This is a genomic window from Pseudoalteromonas sp. S1650 (assembly GCF_005887195.1).
GTDB lineage: Bacteria > Pseudomonadota > Gammaproteobacteria > Enterobacterales > Alteromonadaceae > Pseudoalteromonas > Pseudoalteromonas simplex.
Genome location: NZ_PNDF01000077.1, coordinates 1 through 18,120, shown reverse-complemented (window position 1 = coordinate 18,120; position 18,120 = coordinate 1). Strand labels below are relative to the sequence as shown.

Annotated in this window: 18 protein-coding genes; 9 read left to right on the top strand and 9 right to left on the bottom strand. The window is 40.0% G+C overall.

The genetic code is table 11. The features are described from left to right. Positions 1-15 precede the first annotated feature (15 nt). Positions 16-1,602, bottom strand: coding sequence for an RICIN domain-containing protein (locus CWB80_RS19000; RefSeq protein WP_138599879.1), 1,587 nt, complete (start codon positions 1,600-1,602; stop codon positions 16-18). A 276-nt stretch (positions 1,603-1,878) separates the two neighbouring features. On the opposite strand from CWB80_RS19000, the gene CWB80_RS18995 reads away from it, so the two are divergent. Beyond that, positions 1,879-2,418, top strand: coding sequence for a heme NO-binding domain-containing protein (locus tag CWB80_RS18995; protein ID WP_138599878.1), 540 nt, complete (start codon positions 1,879-1,881; stop codon positions 2,416-2,418). Position 2,419: 1 nt separating this feature from the next. Next, positions 2,420-4,147 carry a response regulator gene (locus tag CWB80_RS18990; RefSeq protein ID WP_138599877.1) on the top strand — a complete coding sequence of 576 codons (1,728 nt, stop codon included), beginning with the start codon at positions 2,420-2,422 and terminating at the stop codon, positions 4,145-4,147. Positions 4,148-4,150: 3 nt separating this feature from the next. Here the strand turns inward: CWB80_RS18990 and CWB80_RS18985 are convergent, their stop codons facing one another. Then, complete coding sequence (locus tag CWB80_RS18985) at positions 4,151-5,287, bottom strand: helix-turn-helix domain-containing protein (RefSeq protein ID WP_249362652.1); 1,137 nt, start codon at positions 5,285-5,287, stop codon at positions 4,151-4,153. Between the two features lie 224 nt (positions 5,288-5,511). Between CWB80_RS18985 and CWB80_RS18980 the strand changes: the two genes are divergently transcribed. Next, positions 5,512-6,324: a DUF2306 domain-containing protein gene (locus CWB80_RS18980; protein ID WP_249362650.1), complete on the top strand. Its 813-nt coding sequence runs from the start codon at positions 5,512-5,514 to the stop codon at positions 6,322-6,324. Between the two features lie 66 nt (positions 6,325-6,390). Here the strand turns inward: CWB80_RS18980 and CWB80_RS18975 are convergent, their stop codons facing one another. Then, the gene (locus tag CWB80_RS18975; RefSeq protein ID WP_138599876.1) at positions 6,391-7,392 is read right to left on the bottom strand and encodes a family 43 glycosylhydrolase; all 1,002 of its coding nucleotides are present in this window, start codon (positions 7,390-7,392) and stop codon (positions 6,391-6,393) included. 90 nt (positions 7,393-7,482) lie between these two features. Then, positions 7,483-8,481, bottom strand: a complete 999-nt coding sequence (locus tag CWB80_RS18970) for a Kelch repeat-containing protein (RefSeq protein ID WP_138599875.1) — start codon at positions 8,479-8,481, stop codon at positions 7,483-7,485. A gap of 171 nt (positions 8,482-8,652) precedes the next feature. Between CWB80_RS18970 and zigA the strand changes: the two genes are divergently transcribed. Beyond that, a complete protein-coding gene (gene zigA / locus CWB80_RS18965) occupies positions 8,653-9,849 on the top strand; it encodes a zinc metallochaperone GTPase ZigA (RefSeq protein ID WP_138599874.1) in 1,197 nt (398 codons plus the stop codon). Continuing rightward, positions 9,849-10,517 carry a DUF1826 domain-containing protein gene (locus tag CWB80_RS18960; protein WP_138599873.1) on the top strand — a complete coding sequence of 223 codons (669 nt, stop codon included), beginning with the start codon at positions 9,849-9,851 and terminating at the stop codon, positions 10,515-10,517. Before zigA ends, CWB80_RS18960 begins: the two co-directional genes overlap by 1 nt. Before the next feature lie 69 nt (positions 10,518-10,586). On the opposite strand, the gene CWB80_RS18955 is transcribed toward CWB80_RS18960, so the two are convergent. Beyond that, complete coding sequence (locus tag CWB80_RS18955) at positions 10,587-11,309, bottom strand: hypothetical protein (protein WP_138599872.1); 723 nt, start codon at positions 11,307-11,309, stop codon at positions 10,587-10,589. 193 nt (positions 11,310-11,502) lie between these two features. On the opposite strand from CWB80_RS18955, the gene CWB80_RS18950 reads away from it, so the two are divergent. Next, on the top strand, positions 11,503-11,976 hold the full coding sequence (locus CWB80_RS18950) for a YqhA family protein (protein ID WP_138599871.1): 474 nt from the start codon (positions 11,503-11,505) through the stop codon (positions 11,974-11,976). 20 nt (positions 11,977-11,996) lie between these two features. On the opposite strand, the gene CWB80_RS18945 is transcribed toward CWB80_RS18950, so the two are convergent. From CWB80_RS18945 to CWB80_RS18935, 3 genes are all read right to left on the bottom strand, one after another. Next, positions 11,997-12,824 carry a hypothetical protein gene (locus tag CWB80_RS18945; RefSeq protein WP_138599870.1) on the bottom strand — a complete coding sequence of 276 codons (828 nt, stop codon included), beginning with the start codon at positions 12,822-12,824 and terminating at the stop codon, positions 11,997-11,999. Between the two features lie 118 nt (positions 12,825-12,942). Continuing rightward, positions 12,943-14,097: an iron-containing alcohol dehydrogenase gene (locus CWB80_RS18940; protein WP_138599869.1), complete on the bottom strand. Its 1,155-nt coding sequence runs from the start codon at positions 14,095-14,097 to the stop codon at positions 12,943-12,945. A 43-nt stretch (positions 14,098-14,140) separates the two neighbouring features. Then, positions 14,141-14,974: a type 1 glutamine amidotransferase domain-containing protein gene (locus CWB80_RS18935; protein WP_138599868.1), complete on the bottom strand. Its 834-nt coding sequence runs from the start codon at positions 14,972-14,974 to the stop codon at positions 14,141-14,143. A gap of 106 nt (positions 14,975-15,080) precedes the next feature. Here CWB80_RS18935 and CWB80_RS18930 point away from each other — a divergent pair, with 106 nt between their 5' ends. Next, entirely contained in the window at positions 15,081-15,980 is a 900-nt protein-coding gene (locus tag CWB80_RS18930) for a LysR family transcriptional regulator (protein ID WP_138599867.1), read from the top strand. Here the strand turns inward: CWB80_RS18930 and CWB80_RS18925 are convergent. Next, on the bottom strand, positions 15,961-16,497 hold the full coding sequence (locus CWB80_RS18925) for a cysteine hydrolase family protein (protein WP_138599866.1): 537 nt from the start codon (positions 16,495-16,497) through the stop codon (positions 15,961-15,963). The genes CWB80_RS18930 and CWB80_RS18925 overlap by 20 nt on opposite strands. Positions 16,498-16,616: 119 nt before the next feature. Between CWB80_RS18925 and CWB80_RS18920 the strand changes: the two genes are divergently transcribed. Beyond that, entirely contained in the window at positions 16,617-17,564 is a 948-nt protein-coding gene (locus tag CWB80_RS18920; RefSeq protein ID WP_138599865.1) for a GlxA family transcriptional regulator, read from the top strand. A gap of 43 nt (positions 17,565-17,607) precedes the next feature. Further along, positions 17,608-17,916: a hypothetical protein gene (locus CWB80_RS18915; RefSeq protein ID WP_054560743.1), complete on the top strand. Its 309-nt coding sequence runs from the start codon at positions 17,608-17,610 to the stop codon at positions 17,914-17,916. Positions 17,917-18,120 lie beyond the last annotated feature (204 nt).

Genomic DNA, 18,120 nt, shown 5'->3' with positions numbered 1-18,120 from the left:
ACTCACAATAAGTATTTATTGTGGGCCTGTTCCGCCATTCACTTTACTGCCCAAAGAATTTGGATCATCCAAGCGGTATGGGTAAAGTTGAACATCACCAAATACCGCTGCTCCGCTATCACGATATTGATCAGTTGCTGATCTTCCAGTGTAAATATTTCCTGAAGCACTAAAATAACCCGAGCCTTGATTCCAGTGCGGTTTTGCTGAATTTTCAAAGTAATTGTTTTCTACTAAAACCTCAGCGCCATTACCTGCACTAATTGAGAAGTAAGTAATGTTCTTCCAGTAATTATTAAACATATGCACACGTGAATTATAGCCATCGACTTTAGGATTTCGCCCTGCTGCTGTATCCCAAAAATTGTGATGCGCTGTTATTTGAGAGTTTCTGAATAAATGAGTATACCAATGCTGGTTAGCGCAAACTTGCGTGTTATGCCCGTAAAAACGATTCCAACTTAAAGTAACGTTTTGACTATTGTCTACATCAATATATCCATCACTTATTTTATTAAATGCCATGTGATCAACCCATACATGACTACTATCATCTATTGAAATAGCATCACCAGCTTCAACAAGCGCAGGGTTAATATCCTCAAGCATAATGTTCTTAATAATAATATTTCGTTGATTACTGATAACGAGGCTGGCACCAATTATTTTCGAGTTTTTACCTAACCCTTGCAGCGTTTTATTTGATTGCACAATGATACGTCTATCATTGCGGGTAACATTCACGGTTGAGTTTGAGCTACTTCCCAACTCACTACAGCTTTGATTACCAACAGGTATTCTGTACCAAGTTTTACCGTAATCACCCCATTGGCCACAATCAAGTGGGCAAGCTGGCACCGTTCTATTGGCGGTTCTACAATCAATCACGGTGTTATCTGGAACCTGAATAACCGCAGCAGAGCCAGAACTCAACGCCGTACTTAAATCATCACAGCTATATACTGTGATGGCTGTGTTATTCCCACCACCGGTCGTTGTGCTCAATCCATCTTGGCCTGCTTGAGATGCAAAACCTATTAAGTCACTGGGAGTGGTACCTGTGCTTCCACAATCATCATTTACAGGGTTAATAAACCATCTTTGTGAACTGATCCCAGCATCATCATTTTGATAAACATTTGCAGTATTATTTGAGCCTGCAACTGTCAAAGATTTACCTGTTAACTTATTAACGATATTGAAGCCGCCCGATGAAGATGCTTTTAACAACCAACGTTGATTTGCTCCTTGCCAATCATCATAAGCAATTATATTTGCACCATTTGATTGCGATGAGTTCAACACATCAAGAACTTTATTATTAAATTTAGAGCGAATAATCCAATAGCCATCTGCTTCTTGAATAAGCTGAAACTTTTGGTTATTTCCACCCCAGTATTCGTAGCTAATAATATTCGGGGCTGAGCTAGAATCACTGGTATTTACATCAAGTGCAAGGCCAGACCCCCTATTAATTACAGAGTATACATTGCCAGATTCTGGCATAGCACTACATTCTCGTGCCTGTAAGGTATGTTGAGTAAAGCACAAAAGTACTATTAATGTTTTCACTAACAACTTAGTTGAGCTGTAAATCTTCAAGACTATCTTCCTTAACTATTTATAATATTAAATTACCTATAAAGATAGACTACCTGCATGTACCCAAAAACACAATTAATGTTTATTTTTTGTAAAGAAACTAATAAACCATCTGAAAACTACATGACTACAACTCCCGACAAAGTCTGTGTTATTTAAAGCAAAAAACTTAATAGCTGATTTTATCGCTAGTCATACTAAAGTTTGATACATAAAAATTGTAAAACTCTTGTTTATATCTAAACTTTAAGTATGAAAAATCATTAGGCCAATTATATGAAAGGTATCGTCTTTACCGAGTTTTTAGAAATGGTCGAAAATGAGTTTTCTTATGAGGTCGCAGACAAAATCATTGAAGAAAACTCACTTACTTCAAACGGCGCTTACACCAGCGTTGGAAACTACGACAATAAAGAGCTGTTAATGTTGGTCAGCTCATTAAGCAATCACATAAATAAGCCCGTTGATGAACTAGTTCATGCTTATGGTAAGTATTTGTTAAAGCGTTTTTTTGTTTTATTTCCACACTTTTTTGATAGTGTCGAAAGTACTTTTGAATTCCTTGATACCATTGACCAACACGTACATATTGAAGTTAAAAAGCTCTACAACGACGCTGAATTACCAAGCTTTGAAACTAAACGAATTAGCCAGAACGAAATGCAAATGTTTTATCGCTCTGGTAACCCATTTGCATGTCTAGCTGAGGGCTTAATTGAGGGCGCATGCGAACATTTCAATGAAGTTATTACCGTTAAAAGCGAGATTGAGGATAACTATCAATCTGCCACTTTTACTCTAACAAAAGAAGCTTAATGTGGATGAAGAACTCTACAAACGTAGAATAGAACGAGAGCGCCAGGCTCGAAAAGAAGCCGAAGCGCTTTTAGAACAGAAGTCCTTAGAGTTATATGAAGCCAATATGACGCTAAAACATGCCGCCGAAAATCTAGAACAAGAAGTCATCATTCGCACCCAGGATTTAAATAAAGCCAAAGAGTTAGCCGATGCCGCCAACCAAGCTAAATCGATGTTTTTAGCGAATATGAGTCACGAAATCCGTACGCCAATGAATGCAATTCTAGGCATGGCCCACCTCGCCCTTGATACAGAATTAACCGACAAACAATATGATTACATTGAAAAAATCCAACTCTCGGCCAAATCACTGCTTGGTATTATCAATGACATTCTCGACTTTTCTAAAATAGAAGCCAATAAGCTCGAACTTGAAAACAGTGATTTTAATCTAAACAACTTTCTCGCTAACCTAGCTAATTTAGCCAGTAGCTTAATTGAGAAAAATAACATCGAAGTCATTTTTGAAATTGACGATGATATTCCTGAATTTTTAATCGGTGATGCACTTAGGCTCAATCAAGTTTTGTTAAATTTACTGAGCAATGCTATTAAGTTTTCAAACCAGCAAAATGTCACGCTAAAAATGACAAAAGAGTCACAAACCGATACCTCTATTTGTATTAAATTTCAGGTCATTGACCAAGGCATTGGTATGTCTCAAGAGCAAGTAAATAGTGTGTTTAAGCCTTTTTCACAAGCCGATGTTTCAACAACACGTAAGTTTGGCGGTACAGGTCTAGGTCTTGTTATCAGTAAAAAGATCATCGAGCTTATGGGTGGTCACATTGAGGTAAAAAGCCAATTAAACAAAGGGAGTTGCTTTAGTTTTGATGTGTCATTTGCGCTATCGGGTATGCAAAGCTGCCACGACACAAACATTTTCAAACATAAGCGAGCTCTTATTATTGAGCAAAGCGGCCAACCTGAAGCTATTCTCCAAAGCATGCTCAACACATTAAGCATCAATGTAAAAACTATTGATTGCATGGATGAAAAACTCTCTGAGGTCGATATTAGCCATAGTTACGACTTTATTTTTTTAGATTGGCACGTACTAAACTGTGAGCAAAATAACATTTTAGAAAACCTCAAAAAGCAGCTTTCTATCGATATTAAAAAAACCATTATTCTCGCATCTTTTGAAAACCAAGAAGTTAAAGACACGCTAAGTACGCTAGATAAAACCGTTGAAGAAATACTTTTAAAGCCGATTATAAAAGGAAACTTACTAAAAACCCTTGAGCATGTGATGGGGATCGCTACTAAAAAGGAAAACAAAGTAGATAACACCTGTTTTAAAACGCTCGCGGGCTCAAAAATACTTCTCGTTGAAGACAACCCGCTAAACCAACAAGTCGCATCGCAAATATTGCGTTCAAATGGCTTTATTGTTGATATCGCCGAAGACGGGGTTGCAGCGATTGAAGCAGTAGAAAAAGGCACATTCGATTGCATTTTAATGGACTGTCAAATGCCAAGAATGGATGGTTATACCGCCGCGAATAAAATTAAACAGCAATCAAAGTTTGCGCATATTCCAATCATCGCCATGACCGCCAACACCATGGAAGCCGACCTAACTAAAGCAAAAGAATCTGGCATGCAAGGCTACATCGCCAAGCCAATAGAAGTACAAACCATGTTTGAGGTCATTGCTGAGCATTTAACGCAAAAGCCTCTGTAACTTTTAGTCAGTAAGCTCTATGATTTTTTGTTCACCTATTGAGTTGTTCTGCTTACGAAACTCGTTAGGGTTAACCCCAACGATGCTTTTAAACACACGGTTAAAGGTAGCAAGCGAAGAAAAACCACTTTCCATTGCAATACTAAGTATACTCCAATGACTTGCTTCGTCTTTTAGTAACAACCCTTGCGCATGCTGTATTCGGTACTGATTAATAAATAAATTAAAATTTGTAGCTTTAAAGTGGTAACGAATTGCCCGGCTGATCTTATATTCAGGTACTGCTAATGCTTGGGCAAAATCAGAAATTTTCAAATTAGTTTGCAAATAAACCTGCTTATTGATGAGTGCTTCTATGCCAGTAATAAGCTCAGCCTCTACCTCATTATTTTCAGATTGTTCAGCCTGATTGGTAGCTTTCACTACCTTTTCAGAGTTCAGCACTTCACTATCAACAGCTTCAGGTACGCTGTTGTGGGCACGTTTTTGCAAGAACATTACTAGCTGCATGGCAAATACAATCAACAATGCAGATGAGGTAATTATAAGCGGCTCAAATTGTCGAAATTCGCTCTCACTGAATAAAAATTTAGGCAAAATGCTGGCATTAAATACAGCTAAGAAGTAGCAGCTAGCAAAAATCTTTGCCTGCAACTTTTGCGTTTGTGTTTTACCTTTATAACCCCGTAATGCTTCCCAAAAAGACAATACCAGAATACTTGAAGAGAGCAGTACCGTTATTTCGGCCATACCTTGCTTTAAACGCCACATAAATTGGCTATCAGGGAAAAGCTCTACATCAATACTCACCAAATAATGCCACGTCTGGTTAAACATAATTAACCCCGCAATAGCAGTTGCCACTGCAATATGCACCTTAGAAATAGGCTTTTGCTCTCGAAATAAAGTCCGTGAGATAAGCCAAGCCATATTACAAGTTGCGCAGGTAAATAAGCCAATTAAATAACTGTAAACACCAATACTGGGCGCACTAATTTTTTGCACCCCAACCATGCAAAGCGAGCCACAAAATACAGCAAACAGATAATGAATAAGTTGCTTATCTTTTTTCATGCCATTTAGCAGCATGAGCCCCATACAAACGAAAACGAGTAAGTAATAAGGGGATGTATTTTGCATAACTCTTCATGCCTTAAATTGGGTGATTGATGATTTTTTTACCAATCAGATAAGTGTACTTTTTCAAAATCAACATAGCAAAAAGAGTTTGTTAGTGAATGTGTCAAACCCTGTGTGAGTTCTCATAAATAATCACAATATTTTATTGATCAAATTTCGAATTTGAGAAGAGTTTCTTCTCTAGCCCTTTATATTTGCGGTATTAGAAAAATATAATGGATTTGATGATGTTTAACAAAAATAGCAAACTCACGCCTTTAAAGGCGCTCGAATACAGTAAAAAGCTTTGGTTTATTAGCCTGATAATGGCGCAAACTTGCTTTGTGATTTACCTCATTCTTGGTTATGGAGTGACAGGGTTAACTACAGGTCTTTCTGGTTGGAACCGACTTAATAACACCGCTTATGTTGCCAATGATGCAACGGGGAATTTGATGTATGCAGTGCATGTATTATTTGCTGTCGTGATGATCCTTGGCGGAAGCTTACAGCTGATTGAAAAACTGAGAACAAAATACAGAGCATTTCATCGCTACAATGGTCGTGTATTTGTTGTTTTAGCTTGCTGTATTTCATTTGCTGGCATGTATTTAATGATAGTAAGAGGAACGGTTGGTAATACCTTAATGCATGCGCTGACAATGTTTGGCGGCTTAGTGGTTATCGTATCAAGTCTATTTGCGGTTAAAACCGCAAGGGCTCGTAACTTTAACGCCCATCAAGTATGGGCTATACGCTTATATCTTGCCGCTAACGGTGTGTTGTTTTTTAGATTATTAATATTTGCATGGTTTTTAGTATTTGGCACCTTAGGCGTCGATACCGCCACATTCACAGGGCCTGCCGTGCTTGCTGTTAGCCTTTGCTCTTACTTAGTCCCCCTTTTAATAGCCGAACTTGTCCGCTATGCAGCTCGAACGAATATTACCTTTATCACTATCGGCACCGCCTGTTTGATGACGCTAATATCAATCGTGTTCTTAATCGGCTTATTTGGGGTGACTATGGCAAACTGGTACCCAGCTATTGTTAGCTAACTAAACCTCATACAATAAAGCCACCTGAGTAGGTGGCTTTGTAAGCGAATTTTGAATCACTGTAAATTAATACAATTCAAATAGCGGACGACCATTTTCGTCGTATTTTACTTCCATCACACGAGCGTGGCGGTTTGGATCGTAAAGTGGATCTTTTACTATTTCCTCAAGTGGACGAGTGTCTGTTTTTGGCACCACACTTGGTTCACCAACTGCGTGCTCATAGTCTCGGGCATGGTAAATACACAGTGGTGTTTCACCATCTTCAGCTACTGTAAAACAGTTATGACCTGGACCAAAAATTTTCTTATCAACACTTGTTTCAAGTACTGGCATACGTGTTTTGGTCCACGAATTACGATCAAGTAAATCGCTGTTTTCATCGGCTTCCATATAACCCATGCAATAACATGCGCCTGTTGCACTTGCAGAGAAAGCAATGAAAATTTTACCGTTATTTTTAAGTACTGCCGGGCCTTCGTTTACCCAAAAGTCGACACGCTCCCAATCGTAATCAGGTGTCGTCAGCATAAACTGTGCTGTTTTTAGCTTAATTGGAGATTCCATCTCAGCTAAATACAGGTTGGATGCCGCAAATTGACCACCCGTTTTCTCTGCCCAGCAGAAGTAACGCTTACCGTTATTTTCAAAAATAGTGGCATCTAGAGAAAAATCAGTGAATGACTTTTCATCGCCCTCAGCCGCTTGCATCATGCCAAGCTCAACCCATTCATCATTTAACGGATCTTGACCTTTACACTCAAGCACATACGGGCGTAATGCCCAGATATCATCTTCTTCACTGGCTGCAAAGTAGATGTACCATTTGCCATCGAGGTAATGAATTTCAGGTGCCCAGATATGACGACTCATCGGGCCGCTGTCATGTTTGAACCAAATATCAAAGGTTTCAGCGTCTTTTAGGCCCTCTAATGTCGCAGCCCTACGAAGTTCAATGCGATCATAAGTTGGTACAGAACCGGTAAAATAATAAAAACCATCGCTGTGCTTATGCACAAATGGATCGGCACGCTGCTCTACTAACGGACTATTTGTTTGTAATGTCATCTTGAAACCTGATCGTTAAATTTTAATTTGTATTATTTTATTACTTTTTGGTAAGAATACAAATATAACATTATTTTTAACAGACAGTAATCATAAACCTTTCATACCTTCAAGCAGCACATTTGCATTATTCACTTCACGGCTCGTTTCAGAAAGTCCTACCTTTGTGGCACCACCCACTAGCCAAATTTCGCCGTTTAATGTAACAGCTCCTAAACCGTGGCGAGGTGTTTGCCATTCGAAAGTTTTGCGCCATTGCTGCTTGGTTAAATCATAACTAAAAACCTCACGGTCAACTCCTTGGCTATGTTCACCGCCAAACACAGTGATAGCATTATCAATAACTGCCGCCGCATGCCCTGCTCGTGCTTTAGGGAGTGCTGCATGTGCTTGCCAAGTGTCTGTTTCGGGTAAGTATTCGAGCATGTCAGTGATAGGCTCGCCGCCAACGGTTCTGCCACCTAACACAAACCAACGGCCGTTTACTTGTGCACTCGCCGCACTGTTTCTAGCCGAAGGTAAGGGTGCAGCTTCTTTGAAGGTGAAGCTATTAGGATCAAAGACTAAATGCGTACTCACATCTAAACTATGCTGCCATTGCCCATTTTGTTCACTGTGTGGGCTACGTCCACCTGCTAAGTGCACTTTACCATTAAGCACTGCGCCCACAGTCTCACTTAACGCAAAAGGCAAACTCGCCACCTTTTGCCATGCTTTGGCGCCTTTATCTAGCATTAACACATCACGGCTATTGGTCCATTGGCCTTGACTATTAACAAAACCACCAAAGGCAAATAGCCTGTTTTCTACTGCGATTAAATACGTGTGATGACGCCCTTCAGGCAAACTCGGGGCTGATTGCCAACTAGCATACTCAGGCGACCAAAAATGAACTTTTGCAGTCATCTTACCCGTTGATGCTGGCAGCTCAGTAGAGATGCCCCCAGCAACCCAAATTTGTTGATTCATGACTGTAGGGTAAATTTCTTGTATAGCCTCAGGGAGCTTTGGTGCTAACGGCTCTTTTGCCGATAACGTATAAGGCAAACACACCATAAAAAGCGGTAACAACAGTTTGGTTAAACGCATATAAATCCTTAATAAGCAGTCATTTACCTAAAGGTTAAGCCAGTTGTACCTATTCGTACACTGTCAAATAGTATTACTCGAACAACGATTACTATTCCTAAACGCCCCCTTATTGATATATTATAACAAAACATTAACGTATTTTGTTTAATCTAATTAAGGGTCACTACCATGAGCAAACTTCCCGTCACCGTGCTCTCTGGCTTTTTAGGTGCAGGTAAAACCACTGTGCTCAGCCATATTTTAAATAACCGTGAAGACAAAAAAGTGGCTGTAATCGTCAATGATATGAGCGAAATAAACATCGATGCAGCAACAGTTAAAAACGATGTTTCGCTTAGCCGCGGCGAAGAAAAACTAGTAGAAATGAGCAATGGCTGTATCTGCTGTACATTGCGTGAAGACTTACTCATTGAAGTACGCGCTTTAGCGCAAACAGGCCAATTTGATTATTTAGTTATCGAATCAACGGGTATTTCAGAGCCCCTTCCTGTTGCCGAAACATTTACCTTTGCTGATGAAGATGGCGTGTCACTTTCTGATGTTGCAAGGCTTGATACCATGGTCACGGTCGTTGATGCCGTTAACTTTTTAAACGACTTTAACGAAGCCAAATTTTTACAAGAAACCAACGAGCATTTAGGTGATGAAGATGAGCGAAGCGTAGCCGACTTACTTATTGATCAAGTTGAGTTTGCTGATGTTATTTTAATTAGTAAAACAGACTTAATTAGTGCCGATGAACTTGAGAGTTTAAAAGCCATTTTAAGCTCATTAAATACTTCTGCAGAGCTTATTGCCATTGAAAATGGCCAAGTTGATATCAATAAAATTCTCGGCACGGGCCTGTTTAACTTTGAAAAAGCTCAGCAAGCACCTGGCTGGCTAAAAGAGCTACGCGGCGAGCATACCCCAGAAACCGAAGAATACGGTATTAGTAGCTTTACTTACGAGGCTCGCCGCCCTTTTCACCCTGAAAAGTTTTATAACTTTATTCATAACAATCAACGCGAAGGCAAATTACTTCGTTCTAAAGGCTACTTTTGGTTAGCCTCTCGACCACAATTTGCTTGCCAATGGAATCAAGCTGGCGGCATAGCCCGCTATGGTTTTGGCGGGATATTTTGGAAAGCCTTACCTAAAGATCAGTGGCCAACAGATAGCGACTACTTAGATTCAATTAACCAAGTATGGCAAGAACCCTTTGGTGATATGCGCCAAGAGCTGGTTTTTATTGGCCAAAACCTCAATCAAGCAGCGATCATTCAAGCTCTCGATAACTGCTTACTTAGCGACGATGAACTATTAGCAGGCAAAGCACTTTGGCAAACCCTGCCCGATCCATTTCCTGTTTGGGAGGAAGCATAATGACAGCCTACGTATTAGAACATGACACTGATAACCTACCATCAGCGGCAGCAACAGCGCTAAGCCCTGTGGTGTTTTCACAAATTTATAAACCTGAGCATAACATTGCAATTTGGCAGCGTAACTTAGCTGAACAGCTGCAATCAGAAGTAGCTGAGAGTATTACATCCAACCCAGAACTCAGCATTAACGCTGTGATCAATCAAAACAGCATTGTGGCTGACATTGATAAAGCCCTTGAAAAACTACCTCAAACAAAAGAGCTTAAAGCCGACCTCGCTCAGCTTGTTGATATGTTTTGTTATTTATTTGAGTTAAAGCGCACCGGATTACGTTTAAGAGTTCTTGAACGTGCCATGTGCCCACGTTTTCATGTTGATAAAGTCCCTTGCCGCTTAGTCAGCACATATTATGGTAGTGGTTCGCAGTGGTTGCAAAATGCAGGACTTGATCGCACCAAACTTGGCGCTGGTCATCAAGGATTAAGCGATGAAGAATCAGGATTAATGACAGCAAATGCTAAAATTCACTCTCTAAATGTGGGTGATGTAGCCTTATTAAAAGGCGAAACTTGGCAAGATAACGAAGGCAAAGGCCTTGTGCACCGCTCACCAGCACTTGCTGCTGGCGAAAAACGACTACTTGTAACCCTTGACTTTATTGCTTAATACGAGCGTACCTGTTGCGTCTATTGATTTTAATAGGCGCTATTTCATTCAAGAACATACAACAACTGCTCATGGCTTTAAATTAATGAAAAGCATACTAAGCGCACTTGCAATCGCTGATAGAGCAAACATCCTTAGTAACAAAATTAAGACATTCCCTGCACCACCAGCAAAAGTGCCTTTAAAGCTTAATGGGTAGCCATGAAAAACCATTAAATATAATACGTTAAAAAGCCCTACCCGCATCCCGTCAATTTCATGGGTATCACCATTTTTTAAGTGAATTTCACACACATGCAAGGTGGGTAATCTAACTCGTGGTTCGCCAAACTTTCGTTTGCGTTTTAGATCCATCGTATAGTGAAATAACACCTCTGCGATTTGGTTTTTAGCAATGGTGAGAGTGTGATTTTGGTGCTTTTTAAACGTCAACTTATCAATTTTGAGCTCATCCTTGCTTATGCTCATTGCCCATTTAGAACCAAAGCCATACTTCTTGTAAGTCATGATGCGTTTGGTAATAAACACCAATAAAAAGCTTATAAGGCAAATTAAAAAAGCCAACCATGGTTTAACAACATCTACTAAATAAAAACTAGATAACGAAATCGCGCATACCATAAGCGCAAAAAACACTTCGGCCCACCCAGATAACGTCGCTAAACCTGGGAGAGATTCTAGTTCTGTTAATGAATCTTCAGTTAGTGACGATTTTCCTTTAAAGGCTGCATATCGAAACCATTTTTTATCATTTAAATCCAGTTCCAGTGAGTGCTTAGCCATAGAACCCATAAACATCCCTTTTAAAATAAAGCTAAATAAGAACAACCTTCGTTGTTCCTTAAACTTATACACAACCCGACCTTACGAGTAAATACTCAAAGAACTAATAAGTTAGGTTTTACTTGGCATATAATAAGTTCAGTAATTAATCAAAAACGAGCTAAACTACGTATATTAAAGAAATTAATTTGTGTGAGTTGATATGGAGCGCCTTTTTCAAAATAGCCGGTTTTTAGTCATCATCGCGATTATCACTACAGCAATTTCATCGTTACTCGTTTACATTGCCTGTGTAAATATCGTTTTCAATGTTGTGAAAGTCACCATCACCGCACTACCTGACTCAGCAAAAGGAGGGAAAGAGTTAATTGTCGAGCTTTTAAAAATTCTCGACCTATTACTCATCGGCATTACTCTTCAAGTCATTACCATCAGTCTGTACCGGCTATTTATATCGCCCTCAACAACAAAAAGCAGCCAGTTTTTGGCCGCCTTTCATATCGAAGATTTTCATGACTTAAAAATTACTTTAGTGCAGGTAACATCTGTGATTTTGGTGATTCTGTTTTTAGAACACGCCGTTGAGTTTGGCGGCACAATAGAAACCCTCTACCTTGGTATTTCTATTGCGATTGTGGTTGCCGCCTCGACCTTTGCATGGCGCTCAATGAAATAGTGAATACTCACTACGTTAGTTTATTTTTCAGGGTAACGTAGCTGATATTGCTCTTTCATCGCGGCATTAAACCGCTCAAGTAAACTGCCCTTTTGGGGTTCTTTAGCCAGTTCGAGCAAATCAATTTTTAAGTGGTTATGTTCATTAAATTGGCTAGCAAACGTGCCCATCATTGCTGATTCAAACTTACCATCAGTGAGCAGTTCAAGTACCTGATTACCAAATTGAAACGCCTCGTACTCATTAAGTAGTGTTAAAAAATCACTAAATGATGCGCCCGATAAGTTACTCTGCGTTTTAAATGCGCTTAAGTAACCTTTTGCTAATAAGTTTTGCTCTTTAAAGGCTAGCTGAAATTGGTATGCATGGCGGGTTTCGTGTAATAAAAACGCTAATGGCGCATAAACTTCCATCTCTTTGAGCTTATCTGGGTTTAAATAAACTAATCCTGCACCTGGGTAACGTACATCAAACACAAAATTAACTGCTCTTTGCGGATACAAGGTGTTATTTATCACCAAGGTTGGTGCTGTAATAGCAAAGCTTTTAATTTCAATTGCAAACACCTCTGGTAGTAAAGCCATTCGCTGCTCAAACGATAGCGCTTCCCAGTTCATTAACTTTTTATAAAGCGCTTTATTTTGCTTTAAGGCGTTGACCAGTTTTTCTGCATCAAGTTGTCTTTGCTTATGTGCTTGCTCTAACCAAGGAATATTAGATTCACTGAGCGCGTATGCTGTTGGCGTTTGTTTTTGCAATGCTTCATTAGCATAAAACTTTGCAGGTTCTGCATAGACAAAGCAAGATAAAGCTAAACAAGCGCTTGAAAATAAATGGGTAAGTTTCATGGTGTGATTTTTATCGATAATTTATTGCCTAGATTTTACTAGCTTATGCAATAGAATTAAACGTCTTCAATTTTTTAAAAAGGCGTAACAGCTTATGTTACGCCTTTAAATTTAACCCCTAAAGTGCCAGCGCTAATATTTGCTTAACTTTCGCTAAATCAATATCACCGTGTTCACCTAGCGTAGTTAACTCATTCTTTTCTAAGTTATTAACAACCGCGTCGATTGCTTGTTCATCAAGGTCATAATCAGCAAGGCGTGTTTTCACAGCCATTGCTTCGAAGAAGTCTTGCACTGCTTTAATCGTTTTATCGATTTGTTCAGCTTCATCGCTATAATTAAAACCAAACACTCGCTCACCAAGTTGCTGTATTTTAATAGACTTCTGCTCTTTTTGAACATGCATTAGTGCAGGTAAAACAATCGCTAGTGTTTGTGCGTGATCAAGATTATAAAGGGCTGTTAATTCATGACCAATCATATGTGTAGACCAATCTTGCGGTACACCCTGACCAATCAAACCATTCAGTGCCATTGTAGCCGACCACATAACATTGGCTCTTACATCATAGTTTTGCGGTTCGCTCAGCGCTTTAGGTCCTTCGCTGATCAAAGTTTGTAAAATACCTTCTGCAAAGCGGTCTTGTAATGGCGCATTTACTGGGTAAGTTAAGTACTGCTCAATAACGTGTACAAATGCATCTACAACACCATTACTTACTTGGCGCTCTGGTAACGAAAAAGTATATTCAGGATCAAGTACTGCAAAAACTGGTTGCACACTCAGTGATGAAAAAGCACGTTTCTGCGACGTCTCTTTTTTAGTAACCACTGAGTTGCCGTTACTCTCAGAGCCAGTTGCAGGTAAAGTTAATACTGCACCAATAGGAAGCGGGTTACTAAACTCAGCACCTTTAACAAGGATATCCCACGGCTCACCTGCAAAGTTATAAGCTGCTGCAACAAACTTAGCGCCATCAATAACACTGCCACCGCCAACAGCTAAAATAAAGTTAACATTATGCTCTTTAGCACTTGCCACAGCTTGCATCAGTGTTTCGTATGTTGGGTTAGGTTCAACACCACCAAACTCTATAACGTCAACATCGGCTAACGCACTCATTGCTTGGTCGTAAACGCCGTTTTTCTTTATTGAGCCACCACCAAAAAGTAATAGTACTTTAGCGTTTTCTGGTAAACGTGACGTGATCTCACTCATTTGACCTTTACCAAACAAAATTTCGGTTTGATTTTTATAAATAAAGTTCAACATTTAAATGCCCCTTAAATTAGGTTTAAATTGCTAATTAGCTAATTTACTTAGCTAACATTTCTAAAAGCTTTTCTGCTAATAATTTATCTGAAAACGGGTTTTGCCCCGTAATGAGTTCGCGGTCAACAACCACGTTTGGCTGCCACTCACTAGCGAATGCCATATTTCCACCGGCGTTTTCCATTGCCATAGCTGGATAAAACTTAAGCTTTTTACCTTCTAAACTGCTTTCAAAAACACGCTCTTCAGGGTCTGAAAAAATAGTCATTTTATAGCCGTCATAAATCCAGTTATTGGCTGATGCTTTTTCGCCATCTTTTATCGCTTGATAATAAGAATTTGGCTGAACTTGAGCCGACAACAAGGTAATTGGGCCATGGCAAATTGCCGCTGTTGGTTTACCTTGCTTATTAAAGTGACGCAAAATTTCACCCACTTCTGGGTTGTTTGCTAAATCAATTAAAGGTGCATGACCTCCAGGGATAAACACAGCCTCATATTGGCTTAAGTCACCCGCTAAAATTTCGCTCAAACTCGCGGTATCATTGATATCAGGAAGTGATGCTACAAAACGCTGAATGCTCTGCATTTTAGCTTCATCACCATCAAAGTAATCGGTGCTCACTGATTTTTTATCTACTTGAGGCGCATTACCTTTAGGTGTTGCAAGTACAAGCTCATAACCCGCATCAACTAATGCTTTTGCTGGCACACCAAACTCATTTAGGTAGTAGCCTGTTTCAATGCTCTGGCCGTCAGCTAAATCCATAGTTGTTTCACTTGATAAAATAACCAACACTTCGCCTTCACCCGCCACTGCAAACATCGACATAGTTGATGCAGCAACAAGCGTTAGTCGCTGTAATATCTTTTTCATAATTCGTCCTCTTAGAAAGTGAAGTTATCATAGTGAGTTTGCGGGGCGAGTAGAATTCGGATAAATTAAGAGGAGCAATCAGAATATTTATGGCTCGTACAGTTACATGTCTTATCTCACGCAATTAAAAACCTTTGTTGAAGTTTATCGTTGTAAAAATATTACGAAGGCGGCGGCTAATTTAGGCTTATCTCAGCCTTCAGTGACTTCTCATATTCAAGCAATGGAAACTGTAGTTGGTAAATCTTTATTTGAGCGCAAAGCCCGCGGTGTTACTCCGACCGCTGCAGCACATGATCTAGCGCTGCAGGTTTCTGGTCATATCGATATATTAGAGCAAAAGATCATGTCGATACGGGCACGTTCTGATGCCGCACATGGCACTGTTAATATTGCAGGACCTGCCGAATATATTAGTAGTGTATCGGGGCCACAAATTGCCAACTTACTGCAATCTGGCAATGTAAATCTTGTTCTGCATATTGGTAATAAAGTGAGAATTTTTGATGCCTTGCAATCAGGTACTGCAGATATTGCTATTGCCGCATCAGCGCCTGATCCAGCACTATTCGATAGCCTAGTGCTCGACAAAGAAAAGCTCATTTTGGTTATGAACCGTTTACATGGCCGAGAAATCAAAGACAGCGCCCTTACCGCAGATTTACTCTCAAGCTACAATGTCGTTGCTTATGATGAAGAGCTGCCTTTGATAAGACAATACTTTGAAGCTGTATTCAACGCAAAATGCCACTCAAACGTCATTGCTATTTGCCCAGATATACGTGCTATTAGCAATATTATTCGTTCAGGTATTGGTTATTCTGTATTACCCGATTACCTTTGTCGCGATCAGATAAAAGCCGGGGAGCTTGTGCAACTAGGGCCCGAAGGCCCAGAAAACATTATTTACTTAGTTTGGAACAAAGGGGCATTAAAACACCCCCGTATTGCATTTGCCAAAGATGTTATTTCGGCCTTTGCAAATATTAATTACTTTGCAAACTAAGCAAGGCTTGCTTTGCGTCCAGGAGTTTTAATCGTGGGGCAAGCGCATTTAGTGCGATTAAATGTAGCATTTCAGATACTGTGGTACACACATCTGTCAAAACTTCTACATCGTACTCTTTAGCTTGCTCTGAGATAGCTGTATGAGTCACACAGTTTTGCGTCATCATGCCTGCGATCAAAAGTTTTTTAATACCATGCTGCTTTAAGACATCTTCTAAATTAGTTTGGTGAAAGCTGTCTGCATAGTGTTTTACAACCACAGGGGCTTCTGGTGCTGCATTTAAAATATCAGTATGAATATCAACACCTTCTGTACCTTCATTAAAAAATGGCGCTAAACCCTGAGAAGGATCAGCAACATGCTGAATATGAATAGGTAAAACTCCGCGTTCTGTTGATTGTTTGATCACATCTACTAGCTGATCTTTTACTTGTTTAGCCTGCCATAAAGGAAACGCGCCATCCTCAAAGTAATCATTCTGTAAGTCGATAATTAGTAATGCTGTGTTTGTCATTGTATAAACCCTTTTTCATTGTATTGACGCCTAGTTTGCTGAATTTTTAACGTATCAAACAGTGACCCAAACACCATTTATCGATAATATTGGGCCAAAGTGTTTGATAAGGCTTTACCATGAATGTTGCAGTATTAGCATTTCCAAATATCAGTCCATTTCACCTTGCAGTACCATGCATGGTGTTTGGTGAAGGCGCTCGCTCAGCTGGTATTAAAGAATTTAACTTAGCAGTGTGCAGCGAAAGTAAAGCTGTAATGCCCTCAAGCGCGGGGTTTGATATTCAAGCGCATCACTCAATAACAAAGTTTGATCAAGCAGATATTATAATTATTCCGTCTTGGCCATCACCTGAAACAGCCCCCTCTAAAGAATTAGCAACCAGTTTGCTAAACGCGCATAGCCGTGGCGCTATAATTGTAGGGCTTTGTTTAGGCGCTTATGCGTTAGCGCACATTGGGCTTTTAGATAATATTGAAGCAACTACCCACTGGGCATACAGCGATGACTTCAAAGCGCGCTTTGCAAAAGTGAAACTTAACAATCAAGTGCTTTACCTTGAACATAATCGGCTATATACATCGGCAGGAACAGCGGCAGCCATTGATTGTTGCTTATATTTAGTTCGCAAATTTTTAGGAAGCGAGCAAACTAATGCTATTGCCAGAATGATGGTAACTGCGCCGTATCGCACTGGCGGGCAAACACAATTTATTGCCCTACCCGTCCCGCAAAATGTTGCTGATGAGCGTTTAGCAAGCTTGCTTGAACGGATGCAAAAAAACTTAGCTAGCAACCATACGATTGATACACTCGCAGAGCAAATGCACATGAGCCGACGCACCTTTACCCGCCACTTTCAATCGCTTACTGGGCAGAGCGTTGGGCAGTGGCTGTTAAATCAACGTTTAAACCACGCGCAGCGACTTCTTGAGTCAACTGATTTACCTCTAGAACATTTAGCCGAGCAATGCGGCTTTGGCTCATCTGTTACTTTACGTCACCATTTTCGCTCTCAGTTTGGTTTATCACCGCGAGACTGGCGTAATGCATTCCGCCAAGCATGAAGCTTAGGTATAATTAGTTTTTCGACTCGATTTTGGTTTTTAAATGAAAAAGCTTTCTAAAGTACAATTAAAACAGCAAGCCCTTGTATTAAATGTTGCCGACGCCCTTGAAGAGCAAGGTCGCGCAGAACTTGAAGGCATGTTGCAATGCTGGTTTGATGTGGAATACCACTTATTCCCAGGCTCATTGCTATTATGTTTTCAATTTGAAAACCAGCAAACACTCGATGCAGCGACCCCAGAGCTATTAAAATGGCAAAAACGCCTTAGTGGCGCAATGCTGAAAAAAGGCGTGATTTTAAAAGACATGCGCAGGCATTTAGTGTTTACCCTAAAAGGCCCAGACGATTAAATGAGGTGAGTTGCGAGTTAGCAAGTTGGCAAAATTGTAGCAGCGATTTTATATCGCGTAGGAATGATCACAGGTGCTAGGTGCTAGGTGCTAGGTGCTAGGTGCTAGGTGCTAGGTGCTAGGTGCTTGCTATAGTAGGATACGGGGTTGATAAAAGGATGTTTAATATTACGAGTTAAATTTTGAGTTTTACACCCAGCCTAT

Bases quoted from the DNA above. Each gene is read 5' to 3' on its own strand.
- CWB80_RS18935 (WP_138599868.1), bottom strand. From the start codon at position 14,974: ATGAAAAAGATATTACAGCGACTAACGCTTGTTGCTGCATCAACTATG.
- CWB80_RS18995 (WP_138599878.1), top strand. From the start codon at position 1,879: ATGAAAGGTATCGTCTTTACCGAGTTTTTAGAAATGGTCGAAAATGAG.
- CWB80_RS18980 (WP_249362650.1), top strand. From the start codon at position 5,512: ATGATGTTTAACAAAAATAGCAAACTCACGCCTTTAAAGGCGCTCGAA.
- CWB80_RS18915 (WP_054560743.1), top strand. From the start codon at position 17,608: ATGAAAAAGCTTTCTAAAGTACAATTAAAACAGCAAGCCCTTGTATTA.
- CWB80_RS18985 (WP_249362652.1), bottom strand. From the start codon at position 5,287: ATGCAAAATACATCCCCTTATTACTTACTCGTTTTCGTTTGTATGGGG.
- CWB80_RS18970 (WP_138599875.1), bottom strand. From the start codon at position 8,481: ATGCGTTTAACCAAACTGTTGTTACCGCTTTTTATGGTGTGTTTGCCT.
- CWB80_RS18960 (WP_138599873.1), top strand. From the start codon at position 9,849: ATGACAGCCTACGTATTAGAACATGACACTGATAACCTACCATCAGCG.
- zigA (WP_138599874.1), top strand. From the start codon at position 8,653: ATGAGCAAACTTCCCGTCACCGTGCTCTCTGGCTTTTTAGGTGCAGGT.
- CWB80_RS18945 (WP_138599870.1), bottom strand. From the start codon at position 12,824: ATGAAACTTACCCATTTATTTTCAAGCGCTTGTTTAGCTTTATCTTGC.
- CWB80_RS18955 (WP_138599872.1), bottom strand. From the start codon at position 11,309: ATGGGTTCTATGGCTAAGCACTCACTGGAACTGGATTTAAATGATAAA.
- CWB80_RS18920 (WP_138599865.1), top strand. From the start codon at position 16,617: ATGAATGTTGCAGTATTAGCATTTCCAAATATCAGTCCATTTCACCTT.
- CWB80_RS18975 (WP_138599876.1), bottom strand. From the start codon at position 7,392: ATGACATTACAAACAAATAGTCCGTTAGTAGAGCAGCGTGCCGATCCA.
- CWB80_RS18930 (WP_138599867.1), top strand. From the start codon at position 15,081: ATGTCTTATCTCACGCAATTAAAAACCTTTGTTGAAGTTTATCGTTGT.
- CWB80_RS18950 (WP_138599871.1), top strand. From the start codon at position 11,503: ATGGAGCGCCTTTTTCAAAATAGCCGGTTTTTAGTCATCATCGCGATT.
- CWB80_RS18940 (WP_138599869.1), bottom strand. From the start codon at position 14,097: ATGTTGAACTTTATTTATAAAAATCAAACCGAAATTTTGTTTGGTAAA.
- CWB80_RS18925 (WP_138599866.1), bottom strand. From the start codon at position 16,497: ATGACAAACACAGCATTACTAATTATCGACTTACAGAATGATTACTTT.